Annotated in this window: 12 protein-coding genes; 10 read left to right on the plus strand and 2 right to left on the minus strand. The window is 71.6% G+C overall.

All coding sequences use genetic code 11. From position 1 onward, the window contains the following. Nucleotides 1–54: 54 nt before the first annotated feature. The 8 genes from kduI to ASD16_RS04190 all read left to right on the plus strand — a co-directional run bounded on the left by kduI (nt 55) and on the right by ASD16_RS04190 (nt 13,557). Entirely contained in the window at nt 55–837 is a 783-nt protein-coding gene (gene kduI, locus ASD16_RS04155) for a 5-dehydro-4-deoxy-D-glucuronate isomerase (RefSeq protein WP_235523100.1), read from the plus strand. Continuing rightward, nucleotides 834–1,592, plus strand: coding sequence for a 2-dehydro-3-deoxy-D-gluconate 5-dehydrogenase KduD (gene kduD / locus ASD16_RS04160; RefSeq protein WP_055913200.1), 759 nt, complete (start codon nt 834–836; stop codon nt 1,590–1,592). Before kduI ends, kduD begins: the two co-directional genes overlap by 4 nt. A gap of 106 nt (nt 1,593–1,698) precedes the next feature. After that, entirely contained in the window at nt 1,699–2,784 is a 1,086-nt protein-coding gene (locus tag ASD16_RS04165; protein ID WP_055913203.1) for a sugar ABC transporter substrate-binding protein, read from the plus strand. Next, nucleotides 2,781–3,785: an ABC transporter permease gene (locus tag ASD16_RS04170; protein WP_235523101.1), complete on the plus strand. Its 1,005-nt coding sequence runs from the start codon at nt 2,781–2,783 to the stop codon at nt 3,783–3,785. Before ASD16_RS04165 ends, ASD16_RS04170 begins: the two co-directional genes overlap by 4 nt. After that, nucleotides 3,782–5,332 (plus strand): sugar ABC transporter ATP-binding protein, encoded by a 1,551-nt coding sequence (locus ASD16_RS04175; RefSeq protein WP_235523102.1) that lies wholly within the window; start codon nt 3,782–3,784, stop codon nt 5,330–5,332. Before ASD16_RS04170 ends, ASD16_RS04175 begins: the two co-directional genes overlap by 4 nt. Then, nucleotides 5,329–6,321: an ABC transporter permease gene (locus ASD16_RS04180; protein WP_055913209.1), complete on the plus strand. Its 993-nt coding sequence runs from the start codon at nt 5,329–5,331 to the stop codon at nt 6,319–6,321. The genes ASD16_RS04175 and ASD16_RS04180 overlap by 4 nt, the downstream gene beginning before the upstream one ends. Before the next feature lie 35 nt (nt 6,322–6,356). Beyond that, complete coding sequence (locus ASD16_RS04185) at nt 6,357–7,853, plus strand: aldehyde dehydrogenase family protein (RefSeq protein ID WP_055913212.1); 1,497 nt, start codon at nt 6,357–6,359, stop codon at nt 7,851–7,853. A gap of 247 nt (nt 7,854–8,100) precedes the next feature. Then, nucleotides 8,101–13,557, plus strand: a complete 5,457-nt coding sequence (locus ASD16_RS04190) for a LamG-like jellyroll fold domain-containing protein (protein ID WP_055913215.1) — start codon at nt 8,101–8,103, stop codon at nt 13,555–13,557. 68 nt (nt 13,558–13,625) lie between these two features. Here ASD16_RS04190 and ASD16_RS04195 read toward each other — a convergent pair whose 3' ends face one another. Continuing rightward, a complete protein-coding gene (locus tag ASD16_RS04195) occupies nt 13,626–13,853 on the minus strand; it encodes a tautomerase family protein (RefSeq protein WP_055913218.1) in 228 nt (75 codons plus the stop codon). Nucleotides 13,854–14,059: 206 nt separating this feature from the next. On the opposite strand from ASD16_RS04195, the gene ASD16_RS04200 reads away from it, so the two are divergent. After that, the gene (locus ASD16_RS04200) at nt 14,060–14,788 is read left to right on the plus strand and encodes a YcnI family protein (RefSeq protein ID WP_162250276.1); all 729 of its coding nucleotides are present in this window, start codon (nt 14,060–14,062) and stop codon (nt 14,786–14,788) included. Further along, nucleotides 14,785–16,446, plus strand: a complete 1,662-nt coding sequence (locus ASD16_RS04205) for a copper resistance protein CopC (protein WP_200942831.1) — start codon at nt 14,785–14,787, stop codon at nt 16,444–16,446. Before ASD16_RS04200 ends, ASD16_RS04205 begins: the two co-directional genes overlap by 4 nt. 6 nt (nt 16,447–16,452) lie before the next feature. On the opposite strand, the gene ASD16_RS04210 is transcribed toward ASD16_RS04205, so the two are convergent. Further along, nucleotides 16,453–17,205 carry a DeoR/GlpR family DNA-binding transcription regulator gene (locus ASD16_RS04210; RefSeq protein WP_055913224.1) on the minus strand — a complete coding sequence of 251 codons (753 nt, stop codon included), beginning with the start codon at nt 17,203–17,205 and terminating at the stop codon, nt 16,453–16,455. Nucleotides 17,206–17,252: the final 47 nt, after the last annotated feature.

The following is a 17,252-nucleotide window of genomic DNA, read 5'->3' on the forward strand; positions in this document are numbered from 1 at the left end:
CATAATCGAGGAGCACAAGTGATCCAGGTCCGGTATTCGACGTCACCGTCGAGCGTGGAGACGGCACACGCTGCGGACCTGCGGGAGAACTTCCTCGTCGAGGACCTGTTCGAGACCGGCGAGGTGCACGCGGTCTACACGCACGACGACCGGATGGTCATCGGGGGAGCGGTCCCCGGCCACGAGCGCCTCGAGCTGCCGGCCTGGACCGAGGTGCTGGGCGTCGCGTCGCACCTGGCTCGTCGTGAGCTCGGGGTCGTCAACGTCGGGGAGACCGGTCACGTCCTCGTCGACGGGGAGAAGTTCGAGCTGGGTCACCTCGACGGGCTGTACGTCGGTCGCGGCAGCGAGGTCGCCTTCACCGGCGCCGACGCCGCCTTCTACTTCGTGTCTGCGCCCGCGGGTGCCACGTACCCGACCACCGCGCTGATCCACGACGAGGTCGGCGGGGTGGACATCGGCACCGCCGCGGGCGCGAGCGAGCGGACGCTGTTCCGCTACGCCTGGGGGTCCGAGCTGCAGACGGCCACCCTGCAGTTCGGCGTCACCGTGCTCGCCGACGGCTCGGTGTGGAACACGCTGCCGCCGCACCTGCACGACCGCCGCACCGAGGTCTACCTCTACGTCGACCTGGCCGACGAGAGCCGCGTCTTCCACTTCCTCGGCAGGCCCGGAGCCACCCGGCACCTCGTGATGCGCAACCGGCAGGCCGTCATCTCGCCGCCGTGGTCCATCCACGCCGGTGCCGGCACCAGCTCCTACGCCTTCATCTGGGCGATGTCCGGCGAGAACACGCAGTACACGGACCTCGCGCCCGTCGCGCTGGAGGAGCTGTGACAGCGTCGCCCTTCGACCTGTCCGGCAGGCGCGCCGTCGTGACCGGTGCCGGTCGGGGCCTCGGCCAGGGCGTGGCGCTCGGGCTCGCGCAGGCGGGTGCCGACCTGGTGCTCCTCGGCCGCCCGGACAGCCAGACCGGCACGGAGAAGCTGGTCCGCGACCTCGGTCGCGAGGTGTCGGTGGTCGAGCTCGACCTCGCCGACCACGCCGCGGTCGCCACCGTCGGCGCGCAGATCTCCGCCGAGCACGAGGTCGACATCCTCGTGAACAACGCCGGGATCATCGAACGTCACGACGCGGTCGACGTCACCGAGGACTCGTGGAACGCGGTGCTCGACGTCAACCTGTCGGGACTGTTCTTCCTCACCCAGCACATCGGCCGGCCGATGGTCGAGCGCGGCCACGGGAAGATCGTCAGCATCGCCAGCCTGCTGTCGTTCCAGGGCGGCGTCCGCGTCGTCTCCTACACGGCCAGCAAGCACGGGGTCGCCGGCATCACCAAGGCGCTCGCCAACGAGTGGGGTCCGCGCGGCGTGCAGGTCAACGCCATCGCGCCCGGCTACATGGCGACCGACAACACCCAGCCGCTGCGCGACGACCCCGACCGCGCGCGCTCGATCCTCGAGCGCATCCCGGCAGGACGGTGGGGTACCGCCCAGGACGTCGCCGGGGCGGCCGTGTTCCTGAGCTCCCCGGCGGCCGACTACGTCAACGGGCACGTCCTCGTCGTGGACGGGGGCTGGATGGCGCGCTGACCGAGCTGGCACTCCCGACGTTCCTGACGCCGCCCCCGCGGCCTCGCGCACCACCCTCTCGGAAATGTCCCGCCGGAGTTTCTGGCACTAGAGAAGAGGATCAACGATGATTCGCACGTCTCGCCCCGCCCTTGCGCTGATCGGTCTGTCGCTGGCATCCATCGCCCTCACGGGCTGCACCGAGGCGTCCAGCGCCGACGACGGTGGCGCCGCTGCCGCCGGATCGTGCGACCCCGCCGACGTCAAGCTCGTCGGCCAGGTCCGCAACGAGTCCAACCCCTACGAGGCGTCCTGGCTCGACGGCGGCGACGCGTTCGCCGAGTCGGTCGGGCTGGAGCAGCAGCGCCTCACCTACGACGGCGAGTCCACCAAGCAGCAGGAGCAGATCCGCCAGGTCCTCGCGGGCGACACGGACTGCCTCGTGCTCAACGTCCTGCCCAACGGGGACGCCGACACCAAGCCGATCGTCGAGGCCTCGAACACGGCCGGCGCGTTCCTGGTCACCCAGTGGAACAAGCCCGCCGACCTCAGCCCGCTCGACTACGACACCTGGCTCAGCCACATCACCTACAACGGCGTGGAGTCCGGCAAGCAGATCGGCGACGCGCTCGCCGAGGCGATCGGCGGCGAGGGCGGCATCATCGCGCTGCAGGGCATCCTCGACACCGGGGCGGCCAAGGACCGGTTCGCCGGCCTGGAGGAGTCGCTCGCCGAGAACACGGGCGTCGAGCTCCTCGACCAGCAGACCGCGAACTTCTCCCGCCAGGAGGCGCTGGCCGTCACCGAGACCCTGCTGACCAAGCACGGGGACAAGGTCAAGGGCATCTGGGCCGCCAACGACGACATGGCCCTCGGCGCTCTCCAGGCGCTCGAGCAGGCCGGCCGCACGGACGTCGCCGTGGTCGGCATCGACGCCGTCCCGGACGCCCTGACCGCCATCAAGGACGGCACCATGACCGCGACCGTCTCGAGCGACGGCCCGTGGCAGGGTGGCATCGGCCTGGCGATCGGCTACTGCGTCGCCACCGGTGAGCTGGCCGTCGAGGACATCGCGGACGACAACCGCGCGTTCTTCGCCGAGCAGTTCCTCATCACCGACGACAACGTCGCCGACTACCTGACCCCGAAGACCGACCCCGCCGACTTCGAGTGCGACAACGTCTTCAACCGTGTGGCAGGTCCGCTGTCGTGACCGTGACATCCCCCGCCGAGGTCGTCGCGGCGCGCCCCCAGCCTCGGCGGGGGGTGTCCTTCCGGGACGCCGGTCCTCCGATCGCCCTCGTGGTGATCGTGATCGTCTTCTCACTCCTCAGCGCGCAGTTCCGCACGCTGGGCAACTTCCAGAACATCCTCGACGCGGCATCGGTCCTGGCCGTCGTCACCTGTGGCGCCACGTTCGTGCTGCTGATGGGCTCGATCGACCTGTCGGCCGCGGGGGTGATGGCCGCCTCGGCCATCACCGTGGCGCTGCTGGTGGAGAACAACCGCAACGGCAACGACTTCGGCTTCCTCGGCATCGTGATCGCCGTCGCCCTCGGCGCCGCGCTCGGGTGCCTGAGCGGGGTGCTGCTCATGGCGCTGAAGGTGCCGTCGTTCATGGTCACCCTCGGCGTCTCGGCGATCGGGCTCGGCATCGCGATCCTGCTCTTCGCCGGGGTCCAGCCCAACATCGCCGACGCCGCCCTGGAGAGCTGGGCGACGGACCGCCTGCTCGGGTTCACGTACCTCACCTGGATCGCGGCCGTCTGCGTGCTCGTCGGCTGGCTGATCCAGCGGTACACCCGGCTCGGTCGGTACGCGTTCGCGGTCGGCGGTGCCGAGGAGGTGCTGGCCCTGTCGGGCGTCCGGGTCGCGCCGTACAAGGTCGCGGTCTTCACCCTGGCCGGCGCGTTCTACGGGCTCGGCGCGGTCATGGTGACCAGCCAGCTCGGCGCCGGGCTGGTGCAGGCCGGCGCCGACTTCACCTTCTCCTCCATCACCGCGGCCGTCGTCGGCGGCACCCTGCTGACGGGCGGTCGCGGCGGCGTCCTGCACTCGACCGTCGGCGTGCTGCTCATCGTGGTCCTGACCAACGGGCTCGTGCAGATCGGCGTCAGCCCGTACTGGCAGGGCGGCGTGCAGGGACTCATCGTCGTCATCGCCGTGGCAGCAGCCGCCGCGCCGTTGCGGCACCGGAACCAGGTGGTCAAGTGAGCATCGACATGACGAACCAGCCCGACCCGCTGCTGCCGGCCCTCGAGGTCCGCGGCCTGGTCAAGCACTACCCGGGCGTCAAGGCCCTCGACGGCGTCGACTTCCACGTCAACCAGAACGAGGTGCTGGGGCTCGCCGGGGAGAACGGCGCCGGCAAGTCGACCCTGCTGAAGGCACTCGTAGGTCTGGTCCGGCCCGACGCGGGACAGATCTACGTGCGCGGCGAGAAGGTCGGGATGCGCAGCGTGGTCGACGCTGCGAACCACGGCGTCGGCATGGTGTTCCAGGAGCAGTCGCTGGTGCCCAACCTCACCGCCGCCGAGAACATCGTGCTCGGCAGCGAGGGACCCGGGGTGCGGCGCGGCCTGTACCGCTGGGACACCATGCGCAGGCTCGCGCAGGAGCAGCTGGACAAGATCGGGTCGACCATCGACCCGCTGGCACGCACCGACACGCTCACCTTCGCCGACCGGCAGATGGTGGAGATCGCCAAGGTGCTGCGCATCGAGCAGCGCACGAAGTTCGCGCCGGTGATCATCCTCGACGAGCCCACGTCGGTGCTGGAGTCGGGCGAGGTCGAGACCCTGTTCACCCAGATCCGGCGGCTGCGCGAGTTCGCCTCCGTCATCTTCGTCTCGCACCGTCTCGACGAGGTGCTCGAGGTGTGCGACCGGGTCACGGTGCTCCGCGGTGGGCAGTCCGTCGGGGACGTCGCCACGGCCGGTGCCGTCCCGGGCGACCTGCACCGCCTGATGATCGGGTCGACCGGCTCCGACGACCACTACCACGACAGCTCGATCGAGCGGCCCGCCGGGGAACCGCGGCCGCGGCTCACCGTGCGTGGCCTGAGCGGTCCGTCGTTCCGCGACGTGGACCTCGACATCGCCGCGGGGGAGATCCTCGCGATCGTCGGCGTCCACGGCTCAGGGCGCGAGGACGTGTGCCGCGCGCTGTTCGGTGCGCAGGAGACGCTGTCCGGCGAGGTCACCCTCGACGGGAAGAAGCTCGACCTGTCGGGCAGCCGCGCGGCGTGCTCCGCCGGGGTGGGCTACGTGCCCGCCGAGCGCAAGATCGAGGGCATGGTCGGGCCCATGTCGGTGGCCGACAACATGACCCTCACCAAGCAGGGGGTCCGCTGCGTCGGGCCGCTGGTCGTACCGGTCCGGCAGGCGTCGGTCGTCGACAGCTGGATCTCGCGGCTCTCGATCCGCACGCCGCACCGGGGGACCGCCATCCAGAGGCTCTCCGGCGGCAACCAGCAGAAGGTCGTCCTGGCCCGCTGGCTGGTGGGCGGCGACATCCGGCTGCTCCTGCTCGACCACCCCACCCGCGGTCTCGACATCGGGGCGCGGTCCGAGGTCTACAAGCTCATGCGCGAGCTGGCGAACACCGGCGTCGCCACGCTGCTGCTCGCCGACAGCCTCGAGGAGGCCATCGGCATGGCGGACCGGATCGTCGTGATGAGCGACGGCAGGATCACCGCCGAGGTCGCGTGCCCGTCGGGCGGCAAGCCGACCCCGCTCGACCTCGTCAAGGAGATGGTGTGAGCACCCCCGTCATGACCAAGCCCGCGCTGGACACCCCCGTCAAGGGTGGGCCGACGCTCGGTGCCCGCCTGACGTCGTTCATGCCCGTGATCGCCCTCGTCGCCCTGGTGGTCGCTCTCGCCATCGCCGACCCGGGCTTCCTGACGGAGCGGAGCCTGACCGCGGTCATCAACACCGCGGCCCCGCTCGCGGTGCTGGCGACCGGGGCCACCATCGTGGTGCTGTGCGGCGGCATCGACCTGTCGATCGCGGCGCTGGCGTCGCTGTCGAGCGTGTTCCTCGCCCTGTGGCTGCCCAGCCTCGGTGGTCTGAGCACGCTCGCCGTGGTGGGCGTGGCGGCCGCGATCGGTGCGCTCCAGGGCACCCTGCACGTCGTCCTGCGCATCCCGTCGTTCATCGTCACGCTGGGCGGGATGAGTGTCTTCTCCGCCATCGCCCTCGTGGTGTCCTCCGCCGGCACGGTGCCGGTCACCGACGACACGGCGATCAGCTGGGCCAACCTGTACGTCGCGGGACGCGTCCCGACCTCCGTCGTCGTGGCCGTCGTGCTCGTCGCGGTGCTGGCGCTCCTGATCAAGGTGACCCCGCTGGACAGCTACATCAAGGCCACGGGCTTCTCCGAGTCCGCAGCCCGGCTGGGGGGCGTGCCGGTGGACGCGGTCAAGATCGGGGCGTTCTGCGTCTCGGGTGCCTGCGCCGGGCTCGCGGCGGTGCTGCTGGTCGCGCGCAACTACAGCGGCAGCCCCACCGTGGCGGACTCGCTGCTGCTGCCCGCGGTCGCGGCGATCGTCGTCGGCGGCACCGCGATCACCGGGGGCCACGGCAGCCTGTGGCGGACGCTGGCGGGGGCCCTGGTGGTCACGCTGCTCCGGGTCGGGCTGTCCACGGTCGGCGTGTCGTCGGCCTACGAGCAGATCCTGTACGGCGCGATCATCATCGTGGCGGTGGCGCTGACCCTCGACCGGTCGAAAGTCCTGGTCATCAAGTAAAGACTCCATCGCTCCACATCTCCTGGAAGGCCACCATGTCGCTCGACAGCTCCACCCTCCTGCCCGCCGTCCGCGCGTTCCTCTCCTCGCCCAAGCAGCTGCTGATCGACGGCGAGTGGGTGGACGCCAAGGACGGGAAGACCTTCGCGACGGTGAACCCGTCGACCGAGGAGGTCCTCGTCCAGGTCGCCCAGGCGTCCGCGGTGGACGTCGACCGTGCGGTCGCGGCGGCCCGCAACGCCTTCGAGTCGCCGTCGCCGTGGTCCCGGTTCACGCCACGTGACCGCTCGCACCTGCTGTGGCGCATCGGCGACCTCATCGAGGCCCACGCCGACGAGTTCGCCCAGCTCGAGGCGCTCGACAACGGCAAGCGGGTCGAGGCGGCGCGGGACGGGGACGTCGCGACCGCCGCGGAGCTGTTCCGCTACTTCGCCGGGTGGGCCACCAAGATGGAGGGCACCACCATCCCGATGTCGGTGCCGGGCCGGGACTTCCACGCCTACACGCGCCGCGAGGCGATCGGCGTCGTCGCCGGGATCGTGCCGTGGAACTTCCCGCTGCTCATGGCCTGCTTCAAGATCGTCCCCGCGATCACCGCGGGGAACACGGTCATCCTCAAGCCCGCCGAGCAGACCCCCCTGACCGCGCTGCGGCTGGGCGAGCTGCTCCTCGAGGCCGGGCTCCCCGCAGGGGTCGTGAACATCCTGCCCGGGTACGGCGACGCGGGTGCCGCGCTCGTCGACCACCCCGGCGTCGACAAGGTCGCGTTCACCGGGAGCACCGAGGTCGGCAAGAAGATCGCGGCCGCGGCCTCGGTGAACCTCAAGAAGGTGTCCCTCGAGCTCGGCGGGAAGGCGCCCAACATCATCTTCGCGGACGCCGACCTCGACGCCGCGATCGCCGGTGCCGTCCTCGGTGGCTACTTCAACGAGGGCCAGTGCTGCGTCAACGGCTCCCGGCTGTACGTGCAGCGCGCGGTCTTCGACCAGGTCGTCGACGGCGTCGCCGCCGCGGCCCGCGCGATCACGGTGGGCGACGGCTTCGAGCCGGGCGCCCACATGGGTCCGCTGGTGTCGCAGGAGCAGTTCGACAAGGTGCTCGGCTACATCCGCGGTGCCGTCGCCGACGGTGCCGTGCTGAGTGCCGGCAGCGTCGACCCTGCCCGCGACCGTGGCTTCTTCGTCAGCCCGACCCTGATCACCGGGGTCACGGAGCAGATGGCGGTGCAGACCGACGAGATCTTCGGTCCTGTCGTGACCGCGATCCCGTTCGACACCGAGGACGAGGTCGTCGCGGCCGCCAACAACACGGTCTACGGCCTGGCTGCCGGGGTCTGGTCGAACAACATCGGGACGGCCCACCGCGTCGGTGCGCGGCTGCGCGCGGGCACGGTGTGGCTCAACACCTGGCACGCCGACGACGTCACGCTGCCGCGTGGCGGGTTCAAGCAGTCGGGGTGGGGGCGTGAGCTCGGTTCGTTCGGGCTGGACGACTACACCGAGCTCAAGACGGTGATCGCCGAGCTCCGGTGAGGCGCCCGACCGCCGGCTGACGCCGGCGCGCCGCAGGCACGACGGGGGGTCCGTCGTGCCTGTTCGTGCGCCCGGAAACGGCTCGGAGATTCATGTATCTGAACCATTTCACGTTTCTGTTCACAAATCAGGATCAGGTTCTTGCATATGTGCGATATCCGACAGTACGTTCCCTGAGGACGAGACCCGCTGGTGCGCCTGCGGCTCCGTCCTGAGTCGGTCTGAGTCCACGATCAAGGGATCAACGATGAACCTGCGACGCCGATCTGTTCGTCCTCGACCTTCGGTCCTGCGCCTCGTCGCGCTGGCCGCCGCACTCGCCGTCGCCGTCCCCGCGCTGGCCGCCCCGGCAGCCGCGGCCGTCGACGACGACGTGCTGAAGGTCCTCCTCTTCTACAAGCCGAACTTCCACGCCTCGCACGTGCAGGCGCGGCAGGCCGTGCGCGACCTGGCGACCGAGCTGGCTGGCGAGTACGACAAGACCCTCGAGATCCAGGAGACGGAGGACCCCGCGGCGTTCACGACCGCGAACCTGGCGACCGTCGACGCGATGGTGTTCGCCCAGACCGGTGGGGTGCTCTTCGACGCGGCCCAGCGCGCCGCGCTCGAGGGCTACATCCGGGGCGGTGGCGGGTTCATGGGCCTGCACTACACCGGCTGGTCGGTGGGGCAGAGCGAGCACGACGTCAACCCGTTCTACGCCCGCCTCGTCGGCGCGATGTCCGAGGGGCACCCGGAGAACCCCGCCGTGCGCCCGGGCCGCGTCGTCGTGAGCGACGTGCAGCACCCGCTGACGGCCGGGGTCCCGACGAGCTTCACGCGCAGCGACGAGTGGTACGACTGGACGGTCAACCCCGCCCCCGACGTGCGTACCCTGCTCCTCGCGGACGAGGCGTCGTACGGTGGCGGCCGGCAGGGCACCTCGCACCCGATCACGTGGTGCCAGGAGATCGACGCCGGCAGGTCCTGGTACTCCGCGATGGGCCACGAGGGCACGGCGTACTCCGAGCCGGTCATCCGCACGCAGATGCGCAACGGCCTCGCCTACGCCAGCGGTCTGCTGCAGGCCGACTGCTCGGCTCCGTCCAAGGAGGCGGGCGGCGCCTGGAGCGACGTCACGCCGTGGCCGCTGATGCCCATCAACATGGCGCTCACCTCCGACGGCACGGTGCAGTCCTTCGGCAGCGTCGGCGGCTGGGGCACCGACGCCGCGCCGTACGACTGGACCGGCAACAGCACGATCACGCAGGGCGGCCAGATGGAGGTCGACGTCTGGGACCCCGCCCAGGAGCGCACGCTGGCGAACCTGCGCACCGGGATCCTGCCGAACACCACGTACACCGACCTGTTCTGTTCCATGCAGGTCCAGAACCCGCACGACCACTCGACCATGACGGTCGGCGGTGACGACGGGCTGGGCGGCAACGCGCCCAACGACGCGGCCATCGGCGTCACCAGCTACACCACCAACAACGGGCTCCAGAACGAGGCGCCCATGAACTTCCCGCGCTGGTACCCGACCGGCACGACCATGCCGAACGGCGACATCGTCGTGCAGGGCGGCAGCCTCCGAGGCGGTCCGGGCGGACCCGGCGTGCTCACCCCCGAGATCTACACGCCCGACGAGGGCAGCGGCTGGAAGACCCTCGACGGCGCCCGGAGCCCGGTGGCGTACGGCGACGGCGGCGCCGACCACGCGGGTGCGGACGAGAACCGCTGGTGGTACCCGCGGGCGTTCGTGACCCCGGGCAGCGGCACCCTGTTCAACATCAGCGGCACGCAGATGTTCGAGCTCGACCCGAGCGGCAACGACGGCACCGGCGAGCTCACGCTGCGCGGCACCCTGCCGGCCGGCATCGCCAACCAGGGCGCCGACGGCAACCCCGTCGGCGCGACCTCGACGGCCACGATGTACCGCCCGGGCAAGATCCTGCAGGTCGGCGGCGGCTGGTGGGGCAACGGTGGCGGCCCGGACGGTGCGCGCGCCGGCTTCACGGTCGACATCACCGGTGGCGCGGCCAACCCCGTCATCGCACCGACCGAGCCGATGGCCTACCAGCGCCACTGGGCGACCTCGACGGTCCTGCCCGACGGTGACGTGCTGGTCACCGGCGGCGGCCGGGAGAACAACGGCAACGGCGGGTACGTCACGAACGCGGAGATCTGGGACCCGGAGACGGGGGAGTGGACGACGGTCGAGGCACCGTACGAGCACGCCCGGCTCTACCACTCCGCTGCGTTGCTCCTGCCCGACGGCCGCGTGATGGTCGGCGGTGGCGGTGCACCCGGTCCGCGCAGCTACACGGACGTGGAGTACTACTCCCCGGCGTACCTGTTCGACGGCCAGGAGCTCGCGCAGCGGCCCGAGATCACCGACGCCCCCGAGGCCATCGGCTACGACGGCACGTTCGGGATCGGGACGTCCGGTGACGTCTCTCGCGTGACCCTGGTCCGCAACGGGTCGGTGACGCACGGTTTCAACAACGACCAGAACTTCCAGGACCTGGAGTTCACCCAGGTGCCCGGCTCGGGCGAGGTCACCATCACGGCACCGCAGGACGGCACCTACGCCCCTCCGGGCGCGTACATGCTGTTCGTCTTCGACGCGGACGGCACCCCGTCGGTCGCGTCGATCGTCGACATCGACCCCGAGGTGGCGATGGACAAGCGGACCCCGCAGGTCGTCGACCAGTTCGAGTACCCGCGCCTGCCCGCCGACTGGCGCGGCGGCAACCCCGCCGCGGTCATCGACGTGGCGGCGGGCAACGGCCGGATGGCGCCGTGGACCGTCGACAGCCAGGTCCAGCTCGTGCGCGGCACCGCGCCGGGCCAGGGTGGTCTCGGCCTCACCGGCTACCACGTCGCCCTGGGCGGCTCGGGAAGCCTCGAGCGCACGCTCACGGGCCTCGAGCCCGACCGTGAGTACCGGATCTCGCTGCGGTACGCACGCGACAGCCGGTCGGCGGCCGGGTCAGGACCCGGGACGGCCGCGCTGTCGGTCGGCAGCCTGAGCACCACGCTCACGGCGACGACGGACACGCCGTCGCAGAGCAGCGGACCGATCACGTTCGGCACGTACGTCGGGACCTTCACGGCCACGGCGCGCACCGAGACGCTCACGCTCGCCGGTGCGGGTGCCGGCCTCGTGATCGACGACCTCGTCGTCATCGGCGTCGACCCGGGTGTCGGCGACGTCCCGGTCCACTACGAGTTCGAGGAGGGCGAGGGCGCCTCGGCGGCCAACACGGGCACCGACTCCACGGTCGGGGCGGCGACCCTGACCGGCAACGCCGGCTGGTCCGCCGCCGGTGCCCTCGGCGGTGCGCTCGACCTGTCGGGCGGCTCCAACGCGAACGCCGTGGACCTGCCGGACAACCTGCTGCAGGGCGAGGAGAGCTTCTCCACCTCGTTCTGGGTCCGTCCCGACACCAAGGCGAACTGGATCGGACTGTTCCACCTCGGCGACGGGCTGGAAGGGGCGGGCAGCTTCTTCCAGATCCAGATGCAGACACAGGCGGCGGGGAACACCGGCCTGGCGGCCACCTTCAAGGCGAAGGGCAGCGCTCTGCAGGAACGCGTCTACGCGACGCCGACCAAGGACGTCGTCGCCGACCAGTGGAACCACGTGGCGTTCACCCGCGAGGGCGCGACCGGCACGCTGTTCCTGAACGGTGTGGCGGTCGCGAGCCGGAACGACCTCACGATCGACATGGCCGACGTCGGGCCCACGTCGAACAACTGGCTGGGTCGCAACGGGTTCCCCGACCCCGCGTACGACGGGCTGATGGACGACGTCCGCCTCTACACGTCCACGCTGTCGGCGGACGACGTGGCAGCCCTGTACGACGACGGCACCGCGCTGCGCACCACGACGACGCTCACGGCCGACCCGGCCTCCCCGTCGCCGTTCGCGGAGCCGGTGGCCTTCACGGCCGCCGTCGAGGGCGAGGACGGCCAGCCCGCCGGCGGCACGGTCGCGCTGTGGGTCGACGGCGTCGCCGTCGGCTCGACGGTGACCCTGGCGGGGGGGACGGCCACGTTCCCCGGCGTCACCCTGACCCGGGGCGACCACCAGGTCGAGGCCCGGTTCACGGCCGCCGACGGCTGGCGGGACTCGACCGGGACCCTCACGCACACGGTCCAGGGGCCACCTCCGGGATCGGGTGTACCCGTCCGGTACGCCTTCGACGAGGGGACCGGCACGACGGCCGCCAACAGCGGCCTGGACCAGTCGATCGGGGCGGCGACGCTCCAGGGGAGCACCGGCTGGGCAGCGGGCGGCAAGTTCGGACCCGCACTGTCCCTGCCCGGTGGCGGCTCGGCCACCGGCAACCACGTGCGGCTGCCGGACGACGTCCAGGCGGGCATGGACGACGAGTTCAGCGTGTCGGTGTGGGCACGGCCCGACGTCCTGCCGGGGTGGGTCCCGCTCGTGCAGATCGGCAGCAGCACGGACACGTTCTTCCTGCTGCAGTCGAACACCAACGCCGCGGGTGCCACCGGGTTCGCCGCGACCTTCAAGAAGGCCGGGGCAGCCAACCAGGAGCGCCTGACGCTGGGTGGCGGCAACGACCTGCCGCTGAACCAGTGGACGCACGTGGTCTACACGCACAGCGGCACCACCGGGAAGATCTACTTCGACGGTGAGCTGCGGGGCACCCGGACCGACTTCACGCTCGACATGAGCGACGTCGGGGTCGCCGGCAGCACCACCGCCAACCTGATCGGTGGCACCAGCTGGCCGGACGGACGGTTCGACGGACTCGTCGACGAGTTCCAGCTGTTCGGCTACGCGCTGACCGAGGAGCAGATCGACGGGCTGTTCGCCGGCCCGCCGCCCGCGAACACCGCTCCTGTCGGGGTCGTCGACTCCTACACGGCCAGCGAGGACGACGCCCTGTTCGTCGCTCCGCCGGGCGTCCTGGCCAACGACACCGACGCCGAGGGCAACCCGCTCACGGCGACCGGCGCCACGCAGCCGAGCCACGGTGACCTGCTGCTGGCGGCATCGGGGTCCTTCACCTACACCCCCGACGCCGGGTTCTCCGGCACGGACACCTTCACGTACACGGCGAGCGACGGGACGCTCACCTCGCCGCCGGTGACGGTGACCATCACGGTGGAGGCGGACGTCGACCCCGGACCGGTGACCACCACGGTCACCGGGACGGCGAAGACCTTCACCTTCGGCAAGGCCGGTGCCGTCGTCGCGACGGTCGCGCCGGCCACGGCCACGGGGACGGTCACGGTGCTCCTCGGAGACCGCATCGTCGGGTCGGGCGCGGTGTCGGCGGGCTCGGTCACGATCCCGCTGCCGGCGAAGTCCCTGCCGACCGGGGACCACGTGCTCGCACTCCAGTACTCCGGGGACCCGACCCACGCGGCCTCGACAGGGACCGTGCCGGTGACGGTGCGCAAGGTCCTGCCGGTCATGGAGGTCAAGGCGCCCGCCGAGGTGAAGAAGGGGAAGCGCCCCACGGTCAGCGTGACCCTGCTGGCCTATGACGACGTGCTCGTCACCGGCACGGTCACGGTCGCGGTCGCCGGTGGTGTCTCGATCACCGCCCCTCTGGTGGACGGCAGGGTGGCCGTCGAGCTCCCGAAGGCCACCACGGTCGGCGTGCTGGACGTCATGGTGACCTACAACGGCAGCAGCGTGGCCAGGAAGGTGGAGAAGGCCCTCACCATCACCGTCATCAAGTAGCGCGACCACGACGCGGGCCCGGAGGAATCTCCTCCGGGCCCGCGTCGTCGTGCTCTGCGTTCGTCTGCTCAGGCTCCGCTGTCGAGCGCGGCGACGACTCCGGCGCGGCTCTCGTCCTCGCTCGCCAGGACGCCGCCGTTGGCGACGATGTCGGGCGTGATCTCGGTGAACACCATGCGGACGTCCTGGCGGCGCGCGCCGAGGAGCTCGACGGCGCTGTCGGCCACGGCCTGGGCGAAGGCCCGGCGCTGCTCGAGCGTCCGGCCTCGGAGGAGCTCGACGGTGATGTTGGGCATTGGTTCCCTCTCCTGCTGTTCATCGGGAGCGTGGTCCACATGCACGACCATGGTTCGCTGATATGAACGCCATCCTAGGAGTTTGCGCCTCCTGGTTCAACGGGATGCACCAGGTTCACATACTTGACAATGGGTTCGGCCCGCTGGTTCAGTGGCCGGGCGCCGCCGTGGCGTCGCGACGGGCTCAACGACGAGATCGGACCGGGATGAAGCGGGATGGCGCTGGAGCTCGGAGGCTCACCGCGGGGCTGGTGGTGATCGCGGCCTCCGCTGTCGTCGTCGTCGGCGCGGCCACGCCCGCCGCCGCCCACATCACCATCACCCCTTCCACCACCGCGGCCGGGGCCTACGCCGTGCTCGAGGCGAGCGTCCCGCACGGGTGCGCGGGCTCGTCCACCACCGCGATCACCATCCAGATCCCTGAGCAGATCAGCTCGGTGACACCGACCCGCAACGCCCTGTGGGAGGTGGACACGACGATGGAGACGCTCGACCCGGCCGTCACCGACAGCCACGGCCGGCAGATCACCGAACGCGTCGCCTCCGTGACCTATCGCACCGGCACCCCGCTGCCGGAGGGCTACCGCGACGTCCTCGAGCTCTCGCTGCGGCTGCCCGACCTGGCGGGCGAGACCCTGGTGTTTCCGACCATCCAGACGTGCGAGCAGGGCGAGGCCGCCTGGATCGAGGTCCCCGCGGACGGGCAGGACGCCGACGAGCTCGAGCTGCCCGCGCCGGCGTTCGTCCTCACCGCCGCGGACGGGGACGGTCACCACGCGGCCTCCGCGGTCGACGCCGACCAGGCCGCTCTGACCGCGCCGAGCGGTGCCGCGGGGGAGTCGGCCGACGTCTGGACCGTCGCGGCCCTCGTCGCCGGGCTGGTCGGCGTTGCGCTCGGTGCGACGGCGCTCGTGCTGCAGCGTCGCCGGACGTGATCGGGCGTCGCTCGCCGGCACGGCTCCTGCTGGTGCTCGTCGGCGTCGCCGTCCTGCTGCTGGGACCGGCCGGTCCGGCGAGCGCCCACGCGACGCTGATCAGCAGCGACCCGGTCGAGGGTGACGTCCTCGACGCGGCCCCGGACCAGATCCGGCTCACGTTCGACGAGGCGGTCGCCGCCGTGCCGGACGGTGCCCAGGTGTTCGACGCGGAGGGTGCTCCCGTCGCGGCGTCGGCGGCCGCCACCGGGACCGAGCTGGCGGTCAGCCTGACCGAGCAGGTCGGCCCCGGAACCTACGTGGTCGTCTGGCGGGTGGTGTCCGAGGACGGTCATCCCGTCAGCGGGTCGCTCACCTTCTCGGTCGGTGCCCCCAGCGCGGACGTCACGCTCCCACCGAGCAGCGCCACGAGCACGACCGCGGCACCCCTCGCGCTGAGCGTGGCCCGCTGGCTCGGCTACGCGGGCCTCTTGCTGTCCAGCGGACTCGTCGCGTTCTGCCTCCTCGTCGTGCCCGCCGACCAGCTCACGGGCCGCGTCCGGCACCGGCTCGTCACGGTCGCCCGCGCCGCGGGCGTCGCCACCGCCGTGGCCTGGCTCGTCGCGCTGCCCCTGACGGTGCTCTACCAGCTCGGTGCCGGCGTGGGCTCGTTGACGAGGAGCAGCACCTGGGCCGGCGTGTCGACGGCGGAGTACGTCGTGACCGGCGCGGTGGTCCTCGGCACCGCGGCGGCCGTCGGGCTCCTCGGTCGCGGGACTTCCTCCGCGCCGCGACGACTCGCCGCCCTGGTGGCCGGCGCCGTCGCGGTCGTGGCGCCGGCCCTCACGGGCCACACCCGCGCGGCGACCCCGGAGGCGTGGGTGGTCGGCGCCGACATGCTGCACCTGCTCGCGGGGAGCATCTGGCTCGGCGGCCTGGTGGGCCTCGCGCTGACCCTGCGTGAGCTCGCCGACCGCGGAGACGCCGCCGTCGTGGTCCTCGCCCGGTTCTCCGGTCTCGCGGCCGGTGTCGTCGTCGCCCTGGTGGCCGCCGGCTCCGTCCTCGCCTGGCGGATCGTCGGCTCCTGGGACGCCCTGGTGAGCACCGGCTACGGCCGGCTGCTCCTGGTCAAGGTCGCGTTCGCCCTGGTCGCCGTCGCGATCGCGGCCTGGAACCGGTACCGCCTCCTGCCCGCGTTCCGCGCGGGCACCCGGCAGCGCACGCGGCGAGCGGGCGCGGACGTGCTGGTGCGGGCCCTGGTGGCGGAGGCGTCCGTGCTCGTCGTGGTGCTCGCCGTCACGGGGTTCATGGTCGATCGCAGCCCGCAGGCGGAGGCATCGGCTGTCGGCCGGGAGCGCAACAGCGTCCAGACCGCGACGCTCGGCGACGTCGCCGTGCAGGCCCGCCTCACACCGCTGATCCCGGGCCCCCACACGCTCACCCTGGAGCTGACCGACTCCGCAGGCGCGCCCGTCGAGGGGTTCGACGCACCCCGGGCTCGACTCGCGTCGGACGAGGTCGATCTCGGCCCCGTGGAGCTGACGAACGTCGGCCCCGGGACCTACACCTCCGACGTCGTGCTCCCGTCGCCCGGCACCTGGCGGCTCCAGGTCTCGCTGCGGACGAGCGAGTTCGACAACCCGGTGACGACGGTCGAGTTCCGGGTCGACGCGCCCTGACGGCCCTCAGGCGCGCAGGACCTGCACGCCGGTGCGCTCGAGCTCCGCGACGACGGGGTTGTGCTCGTCGGCGTCGCTGACGATCCCGGCGACCTCGTCGAGTCTCAGGACGGGGAACGGGGATGCGGCGCCGATCTTCTCCTCGCTCGCCATCACCCAGGTCTGCGCGGCCCGACGCGCCAGGGTGCGCTTCGTCGCGGCCTCGTCGGCGTCGCCGGTCGTCAGGCCGGTGTCCGCCCGCACACCGGTGACGCCCAGGAGGAACAGGTCGGCGCTGATCAGGGCCGCCGCCTCGGCGGTGGCGGCGCCGGAGGTGACGACGGAGTGCTTGAACAGTCGACCGCCCAGGAGGAAGACCTCCGCCGGGTGGTCGACGAGCGCGACCGCGATGGTCGGGCTGTGGGTGATCACGGTGAGCCGGTCGTCGGGCGGCAGCGTGCGGGCGACCTCGAGGGCGGTGGTGCCGCCGTCGAGGATCAGCGTGCTCCCGGGCTGGACCAGCTGGAGGCAGGCGGCGGCGACGCGCTGCTTGCTGCTCGTCGCGATCTCCTGCCGCCGCGCATAGCTCGCCGCGGCCGGGGCGAGGGGGATCGCGCCGCCGTAGACGCGCTGGCACAGCCCTGCGACCGCGAGCTCGCGCAGGTCCCGCCGGATCGTGTCCTCGGACGTGTCCAGCTCGGTCGCCAGGTCCTTGGCGACGAGCCGCCCCTCGGCGTGGAGCCGGTCGAGCAGCAGTTCCTTGCGTTGCGCTGCGAGCATGCACGATCCTCCATGTTTCTTCCGATTCATTCCGACTCATGCCTAGT

The sequence above is a fragment of the Cellulomonas sp. Root485 genome (genome assembly GCF_001426705.1).
GTDB lineage: Bacteria > Actinomycetota > Actinomycetes > Actinomycetales > Cellulomonadaceae > Cellulomonas.